The sequence below is a fragment of the Actinoplanes sp. NPDC051633 genome (assembly GCF_040681735.1).
Classification (GTDB): Bacteria; Actinomycetota; Actinomycetes; order Mycobacteriales; family Micromonosporaceae; genus Actinoplanes.
Map to the genome: position 1 here is coordinate 1 of NZ_JBFAZH010000326.1, position 7,107 is coordinate 7,107.

The 7,107-nt window shown below is 71.4% G+C and carries 6 protein-coding genes and 2 pseudogenes; 4 read left to right on the forward strand and 4 right to left on the reverse strand.

Annotated elements, in window-relative coordinates:
* A pseudogene (locus AB0M20_RS19315) lies at positions 1–497 on the reverse strand (AraC family transcriptional regulator); the annotation flags it as partial.
* A 75-nt stretch (positions 498–572) separates the two neighbouring features.
* Here AB0M20_RS19315 and AB0M20_RS19320 point away from each other — a divergent pair.
* Both AB0M20_RS19320 and AB0M20_RS19325 read left to right on the forward strand, forming a co-directional pair.
* Positions 573–1,196, forward strand: a complete 624-nt coding sequence (locus tag AB0M20_RS19320; RefSeq protein ID WP_364299890.1) for a class I SAM-dependent methyltransferase — start codon at positions 573–575, stop codon at positions 1,194–1,196.
* Positions 1,183–1,722: an NUDIX domain-containing protein gene (locus AB0M20_RS19325; protein ID WP_364299892.1), complete on the forward strand. Its 540-nt coding sequence runs from the start codon at positions 1,183–1,185 to the stop codon at positions 1,720–1,722. Before AB0M20_RS19320 ends, AB0M20_RS19325 begins: the two co-directional genes overlap by 14 nt.
* On the opposite strand, the gene AB0M20_RS19330 is transcribed toward AB0M20_RS19325, so the two are convergent.
* A complete protein-coding gene (locus AB0M20_RS19330; protein ID WP_364299894.1) occupies positions 1,713–2,828 on the reverse strand; it encodes a mannose-1-phosphate guanylyltransferase in 1,116 nt (371 codons plus the stop codon). The two genes, AB0M20_RS19325 and AB0M20_RS19330, sit on opposite strands and share 10 nt — an antisense overlap.
* Positions 2,829–2,852: 24 nt before the next feature.
* A complete protein-coding gene (locus AB0M20_RS19335; RefSeq protein ID WP_364299896.1) occupies positions 2,853–4,007 on the reverse strand; it encodes a glycosyltransferase family 1 protein in 1,155 nt (384 codons plus the stop codon).
* 170 nt (positions 4,008–4,177) lie between these two features.
* Between AB0M20_RS19335 and AB0M20_RS19340 the strand changes: the two are divergent.
* Positions 4,178–4,831, forward strand: a pseudogene (locus AB0M20_RS19340) (TIGR03089 family protein); the annotation flags it as partial.
* A gap of 42 nt (positions 4,832–4,873) precedes the next feature.
* Here the strand turns inward: AB0M20_RS19340 and AB0M20_RS19345 are convergent.
* Positions 4,874–6,814, reverse strand: a complete 1,941-nt coding sequence (locus tag AB0M20_RS19345) for an acetoacetate--CoA ligase (protein WP_364299898.1) — start codon at positions 6,812–6,814, stop codon at positions 4,874–4,876.
* 66 nt (positions 6,815–6,880) lie between these two features.
* Here AB0M20_RS19345 and AB0M20_RS19350 point away from each other — a divergent pair.
* A partial coding sequence (locus AB0M20_RS19350) for a hypothetical protein (RefSeq protein WP_364299900.1) occupies positions 6,881–7,107 on the forward strand: 227 nt, incomplete at its 3' end.

The window sequence follows — 7,107 nt, forward strand, 5'->3', positions numbered from 1 at the left end:
TTCGCCACCCGCTGTCGGGTGTGGTGGGCGGGGGCGGCTGGGGGGCGGGCGGGGGGGGGGCCCTTGGGCGCGGGGTCGAGGCCCTTGCCCCTCCCCCGCCCCGCGGCCCGCTCGGCCGGCGGGACGCGGAGCCGCTGGGCCCGGTCGACCCCGCTCGCGAAGGGGAACAGCAGCGGGTGTGAGCGCCACGACGAGTACGCACCGGGCGTACCCGGCTGGATCACGTCGGCCGGGAACCACACCGCCCATCCCTCGGCGGCGACGGTCTCGTGTGAGTCGATCGACACGACCTGGCCGGGCCCGATGACGAACAGATCCCCGTCGGCGACCGCCCAGGGCCGGCCGTCGATCACCATCGTGTCGTCGGCCCGGTGCGCGTAGAAGAGGGTGAGGAACTCGTGCGCGTGGGCGCCGATCTCGCTCGGGCCGGGCGCCGGCAGCGCGGTGGCCGCGATCGACGGGAGACCGGGCAGGTGGGAGAACGCGACAACCGGCACACCATCCGAAGATCGTCCTATCACGTGCCCGGATCGACTCTTGGCCGTTGCTGTGTCCCGCATGAGGCTCAGAGTATGACCGAAATTCGTCGCACGGATTATCTACCCGCCATGGGCAAGCATTGGCTGCTGCCCCTCTACGATCCGTTCACCCGGCTCTGGGGCGTCCGCCGGGTCCACGAACAACTTCTCGGACACGCCGACATCCGCGGTGGCCTGCGCGTGCTGGAGATCGGCTGCGGCACCGGGAACCTGCTGACCGCCCTGGGCCGCCGCACGCCGGACGTGGACGCGCTGGGCATCGACCCCGATCCTCGCGCGCTCCGCATCGCCCGCCGCAAAGCGGCCAGCCGCAACCTGCCCGTCCGTTACGAGCAAGCATTCGCCGGCGACCTGCCGCTGCCCGACGACACGTTCGACCGGGTGCTGTCGTCGTTCATGCTGCACCACCTCGACGAGGAGGAGCGGATGCGGGCGTTGCGGGAGGTCCGGCGGGTGCTGCGGCCCGGCGGGCAACTGCACGTGGTCGACGCCGACGCCTCCGCACCCGGTGGCCACCGCAAGCATCCCCACCTGGCGCACAGCACTCCCGACCGGGTGCTCGCCGACCTGCGTGCGGCCGGGCTGACCGGCGCCGCCGAGACCGGCCGCGGGACGGGCCGATTCGGTGCCGTAGCGTTCTACCGTGCGGAGAAGTGACCTACACGGTGACGCGGTCCGGCTGCTGACCGGCTGGGCGGCCACATCGGCGGAGGCCGACGAGGCGCGGCGGCGGACGCTCGGGCTGCTCGGCGACGGGCCGGCGGCGATGACCCGGGCACACCAGCCGGGGCACGTGACGGCCAGCACGATGATCGCCGGCGCCGACGGGCGGCTGCTGCTCTGCCTGCACGGCCGCCTCAACATGTGGATGCAGGTGGGCGGCCACTGCGAGGACGGCGATGGCAGCCTGGCCGGAGCCGCGCTGCGGGAGGCCACCGAGGAGTCGGGGATCGCCGGCCTGACCCTCGACCCGGACCCGATCGATCTGCACATCCACCGGACGCCGTGCGGCTTTCACTTCGACGTGCGGTTCCTGGCGACGGCACCGGCCGGCGCGGCCGAGCAGGTGAGCGAGGAGTCACACGCGCTGGGCTGGTTCGCCCCGGACGCGCTGCCCACTCCCCTGGCCGACGGCGTGGTCGGCCAGGTGGAGGCGGCCCTGAAGCGGCTGGCTCAGATGTAGCCCAGCTCGCCGAGCTCCTTGAGCTCGTCGACGATGTGCTTGACCTCCTGGGCCCGGTCGCGCGGGCAGACCAGCACCGCGTCGGGCGTGTCCACGATGATCAGATCGCGGACACCCAGGGCGGCGATCAGGCGCCCCGAGTTCGGCACCACCACGAGGCCCTCGGTCTCGCGCAGCAGTACCCCCGGCTTGGCCATCGAGTCGCGGCCGACCACCACGTTGCCGGCCGCGTCCGCCGCGAGCACCTCGCCCAGGGTGTGGAAGTCGCCGACGTCGTTCCAGCCGAAGTCGCCCGGCACCGAGCCGACCCGGCCCACCGCCGCCGCGCCCTCCATCACCGCGTAGTCCACCGAGATCCGGGGCAGTGTCGGCCAGACCTCGCCGATGACCTCCTCGCGGCCCGGCGAGTCCCAGGCCTGCGCGATCCGGGCGATGCCCGCGTGCAGCTGCGGCTGCTGGCGGGCCAGCTCGGTGAGGAAGACGTCGACCCGCCAGACGAACATGCCGGCGTTCCACAGGTAGTTGCCCGACTTGACGTAGCTCTCGGCCACGTCGTACGACGGCTTCTCCTTGAACTCCTCGACCGACAGCACCGGCCCGTCGCCGATCACGCCGCCGCACTGCAGATAGCCGTAGCCGGTCTCCGGGCGGGTCGGCGTGATGCCGAGGGTCATCAGCAGGCCCTGCCGAGCGCCGATCATCGCCCGGCGGAGCACCTCGATGAACTCGCCGGTGTCCGCGATCAGGTGGTCGGAGGCGAACGAACCCATGATCGCCTCGGGGTTACGCCGCGCGATCACGGCGGCGGCCAGGGTGATCGCCGCGCAGGAGTCCCGGGGCGACGGCTCGACCAGGATGTTCTCCACCGGCACGCCGGCCAGCTGCCGGGACACCGCCGCGGCGTGCGCGACGCCGGTGACCACGTACACGCTGTCCGGAGTGACCAGCGGGGCCAGACGGTCCACCGTGGCCTGCAGCAGCGACGCCTCGGTGCCGGTCAGCGGGTGCAGAAACTTGGGGTGACCGGCGCGTGACAGCGGCCAGAGTCGGGTCCCGCTGCCACCTGCGGGGATAACGGCGAAGAGGCCGCCCGTTTCGTCAGTCATGCGCACCGAGTGTAACGAGCCAGGTCACGCCTGACTGGCCGACACTCGAGTCCACGTGTTGGCGTGTACCTCGGCGCTGGAGGCCCAGGTGAACTCCTTCGCCCGGTCGAAGCCCGCCTTCGCCAGCGTGACCCGGCGCTGCTCGTCGTGCAGCAGGTCGGCCAGGTCGGTGGCGATCCGGTCGGGGTCCTCCGTCGTGTACGCCACCGCGTCGCCGCCGACCTCGGGCAGGGACAGGCGGGGAGTGGTCAGCACCGGGGTCGCGCAGGCCATCGCCTCGAGGATCGGCAGGCCGAAGCCCTCACCGAAGGACGGGTAGCAGGCCACCAGCGCGCCGCCGAGGAAGCCGGGGAGGTCCGCGTACCGCAGATAGCCCGGGCGCAGCAGCCGCAGGTGGGACGGCACCTCGGCCACGGCACGGTCGATGTCGTCGTCGTGACCCTGACCGCCGGCCAGCACCAGGACGGGCGGATCCGGCCAGTCGGCCACCGCGCGGGCCCAGCCGCGGATCAGGTTGGGGACGTTCTTGCGCGGCTCCTTGGCGCCGAGGAACGCGACATAGCCGGTGTCGCCCAGCCCGAGCCGGGCACGCACTCGCGCCTTCTCCTCCTCGGTCGGCGCGTGGAACGCCACCGGATCGACCCCGTGGTACGCCACGTCGATGCGCGTCGGGTCGGCGTCCAGCAGGCGGATCAGCTCGTCGCGGGTCGCCTTGCTGGGGACGATCACCCGGGCGGCGCGGCGCAGCGACGTCTTGATCGCGCTGCGGAAGAACGTCCGCTTGGTGTTGTCGTAGTGCTCCGGCTCGGTGAAGAACGTCGCGTCGTGCACGGTGACGGTGACCGGGCAGCCGGCCCGCAGCGGGCACGTGTAGAACGGCGAGTGCAGCACCTTGGCGCCGACCTGCTGGGCCAGCAGCGGCAGGCCGGTCTGCTCCCAGGCCAGGCGCGCCGGGCGGTGCGAGACCGCCGCGGGGCCGGCGATCACCTCCGCCTCGGTGAGCATCCGGGCGTAACGCTCCGCATCCGTCCGCTGTGCCACCACGGCCAGATCGACCCGCTCGGGGCCCAGCTTGCCGAGGGCGCCGAGGAGACCGTCGACGTATCTGCCCACGCCTCCTCGGTCGGCGGGAACGCTGGTGGCGTCGACGAGCACTCGCGGGGGACGAGTGGCGGTCACGAGGCAACTCCCAAACTTGTCGGCCAGATCACTCGCAAGCGTACGCCCGAAATGCATCGCGGCGATGACCACGACACCGCGTCGCTTGCCACCGTGTGGCATGGCGACCTACTCAATCTTCAGCGCGTCCATGACCGGTCACCGAGCGTCACGCTCTATCGTCGGTGTCGATGACCGAGACCGTCACGGCCGCGTTCGCCGCCGCCGTCCGCCGCGACCCGGCGGCCCCCCTGCTCACCTACTACGACGACGCCTCCGGTGAACGCACCGAGCTGTCCGGCGCCACCCTGGACAACTGGGTTTCGAAGACGGCGAACCTGCTGGTCGACGGCGCGGGACTGGGCGCGGGAGACACCGTCGCCGTGCTGCTGCCGGCGCACTGGCAGACCGCCGCCGTGCTGCTCGGCACGGTGACCGCCGGGCTGGCCGCCGATCTCGGGCCGGACCCGCGGCCGGTCGAGGTGATGTTCACCTGGCCTGGCCAGGCGGACCGTGCCCGACAGTGGTCAGCCGGTGACCGATACGTGACCGGGTTGCTGCCGTTCGCCATGCCCCTGCGTGAGGTGCCGGCCGGCTTTGTCGACTATCCGACTGAGGTACGCAACTACGGCGACCATTTTCGCCCGGTTCAGCCCGTCGAGCCGGACGATGTCGCCTTCGCCGGGCCGTTCGAGCTGAGCCATCGCGACGCCATGGAGGAGGCCGGGCAGCGCGCCGCCGAGTTGGGCATCGGCGCCGGCGACCGGGTGCTGATCGACGCCGCGCTGCATCCCGACCCGGTGGACTGGCTGATCGCGCCGCTGGCCGTGGGCGCGAGCGTCGTGCTCTGCGTCAACCTCGACGCCGCCGCGGTGCAGAAGCGCGTCTCAGCCGAGCGGGTCACCGTCATTTGCGCGAGACCTGGCGAAATCCTCGAACGCCGTGAGCGACTCGGGGTTCGCCAGTGCGCCCTTCGCGGCCGCCGACTCCACGGGTGTCCCGGTCAGGATCCGCTTGACCGGGACCTCCAGCTTCTTGGCCGACAGGGTGCGCGGCACGGCGCGTACCCGATGGATCTGGTCCGGGACGTGCCGCGGCGAGAGCGCGGCACGCAGCTCTCGCCTGATCCGATCGCGCATGCCGTCGTCGAGCTCGGCGTCGTCGGCCAGCACCACGAACAGCAGCAGCTCGTCGGAGCCCTCGTCGAGGTGCACGACCACCGAGTCGAGCACGCCCTCGATGTTCTCGACGACGGAATAGAACTCGGCGGTGCCCAGCCGCACCCCGCCGCGGTTGAGCGTCGCGTCGGAGCGACCGGTGATCACGCAGCTGCCGTCCTCGGCAATGGTGATCCAGTCGCCGTGCCGCCAGACGCCCGGAAAGACGTCGAAGTAGGCCTCGCGGTAACGGGTGCCGTCCGGGTCGTTCCAGAAGCCGACCGGCATGCTGGGCAGCGGCGCGGTGATCACCAGCTCGCCGAGCTCCCCCACCACGGGTACGCCGTCCGGGCCGTACGCCTCGACCTTGGCGCCCAGCGCACGGCAGGCGATCACGCCCTCGGTGACCGGAAGCAGTGGCACCCCGCCGACGAAGCCGGTGCAGACATCGGTGCCGCCGGACAGCGACTGGAGCTGCAGGTCCTTGCCGACGTGCTCGTACACCCAGTCGAAGCCCTCGGGCGGCAGCGGCGCACCGGTCGACCCGAGGCCGCGGATCCGGTTCCGCGGCGGTTCGACGCCCGCCTTGCGGCACGCCATGAGGAACGGCGCCGACGTGCCGAAATAGGTGATGTCCGCGTCGGCCGCCAGCTGCCACAGGTAGGTCAGATCCGGGAAGCCGGGGTTGCCGTCGAACATCACGATCGACGCGCCCACCGCCGGCGCGCTGACCAGGAAGTTCCACATCATCCAGCCGGTGGTGGTGAACCAGAAGAAGCGGTCGCCGGGGCCGAGGTCGTGGTGCAGGGCGAGCATCTTGACGTGCTCGAGCAGGATGCCGCCGTGGCCGTGCACGATCGGTTTGGGCAGGCCGGTGGTGCCCGAGCTGTAGAGCACGTAGAGCGGGTGGTCGAACGGCAGCGGCTCGAACTCGAGCTCGTCGTCCCCGCCCAGGTCGTCGTAGGTGCCGCCGCCCTCCAGGTAGCCGATCGTCACGACGCTCTCCACGGACGGCAGCGCGTCCCGGATCGCCTGCACCTCCTGGCGGCGATCGATGATCTTGTCGCCGTACCGGTAGCCGTCCACCGCCACCAGCACCTTCGGCTCGATCTGCTGCCAGCGGTCGGTGACGGACCTGGTGCCGAACTCCGGCGCGCACGACGAGAAGATCGCGCCCAGGGCGGCGGTCGCCAGCATGGTCACGTAGGTCTCGGGAATGTTCGGGGCATAGGCCGCGACCCGGTCCCCCTTGGCGACACCGAGGGCCTTCAGCCCGGCGCGGACGCGGCGGACCTCCGCGCGCAGCTGCCGGGCGGTCAATGTGGTCGCGCTTCGGGTCTGCGAGTACGCGTGCACGACCGGCTCGTCGTCGCCGATGCCCGGCATGCGCAGGACGTGCTCGGCGTAGTTGAGGGTCGCGCCGGGAAACCAGATCGCGCCCGGCATGGTCCGCTTCGGCAGCGTGGCGACGGGGTCGGTGTGCGCGATCACCTCGAAGTAGTCCCAGATGCTCCGCCAGAACCCCTCGGGGTCGCGGACAGACCAGGCATATAGGTCGTCGTATCCGGCGAAGTCCAGGTTTCGGGTGTCGCGGAGCCAGGCCATGTAGTGACCGATGCGGGTGGTTTCGCGTACGTCTGCCGGGGGGTTCCACAGCACTGTGCCCGTCATGTAGCTCACCTTAGTGACGACTCGGACGGTTACGGGTCGTTGGGCTGGCCAGGTACCGTGCGGCCTGTGCGCCATGTCAGGTCGATCTTGTATGCCCTCGTGCTCGCCCCGGCGGTATGGGTGCTTTGCGGGGTCGGTTTCACGCAGGAGCTGACCGGCCGTGCGCAGGACTCCGGCGGCGGCCTCGAGACGCTCGCCGCGATCCTGCTGGTGCTGCTGGCCGGCACGGCTTACGCCATCCTGCTGTTCGCGCCGATCTCGCCGGCCGGGCCGGCGTCGGCCGGGCTGGTGTT

Bases quoted from the DNA above. Each gene is read 5' to 3' on its own strand.
- AB0M20_RS19320 (WP_364299890.1), top strand. From the start codon at position 573: ATGACCGAAATTCGTCGCACGGATTATCTACCCGCCATGGGCAAGCAT.
- AB0M20_RS19330 (WP_364299894.1), bottom strand. From the start codon at position 2,828: ATGACTGACGAAACGGGCGGCCTCTTCGCCGTTATCCCCGCAGGTGGC.
- AB0M20_RS19345 (WP_364299898.1), bottom strand. From the start codon at position 6,814: ATGACGGGCACAGTGCTGTGGAACCCCCCGGCAGACGTACGCGAAACC.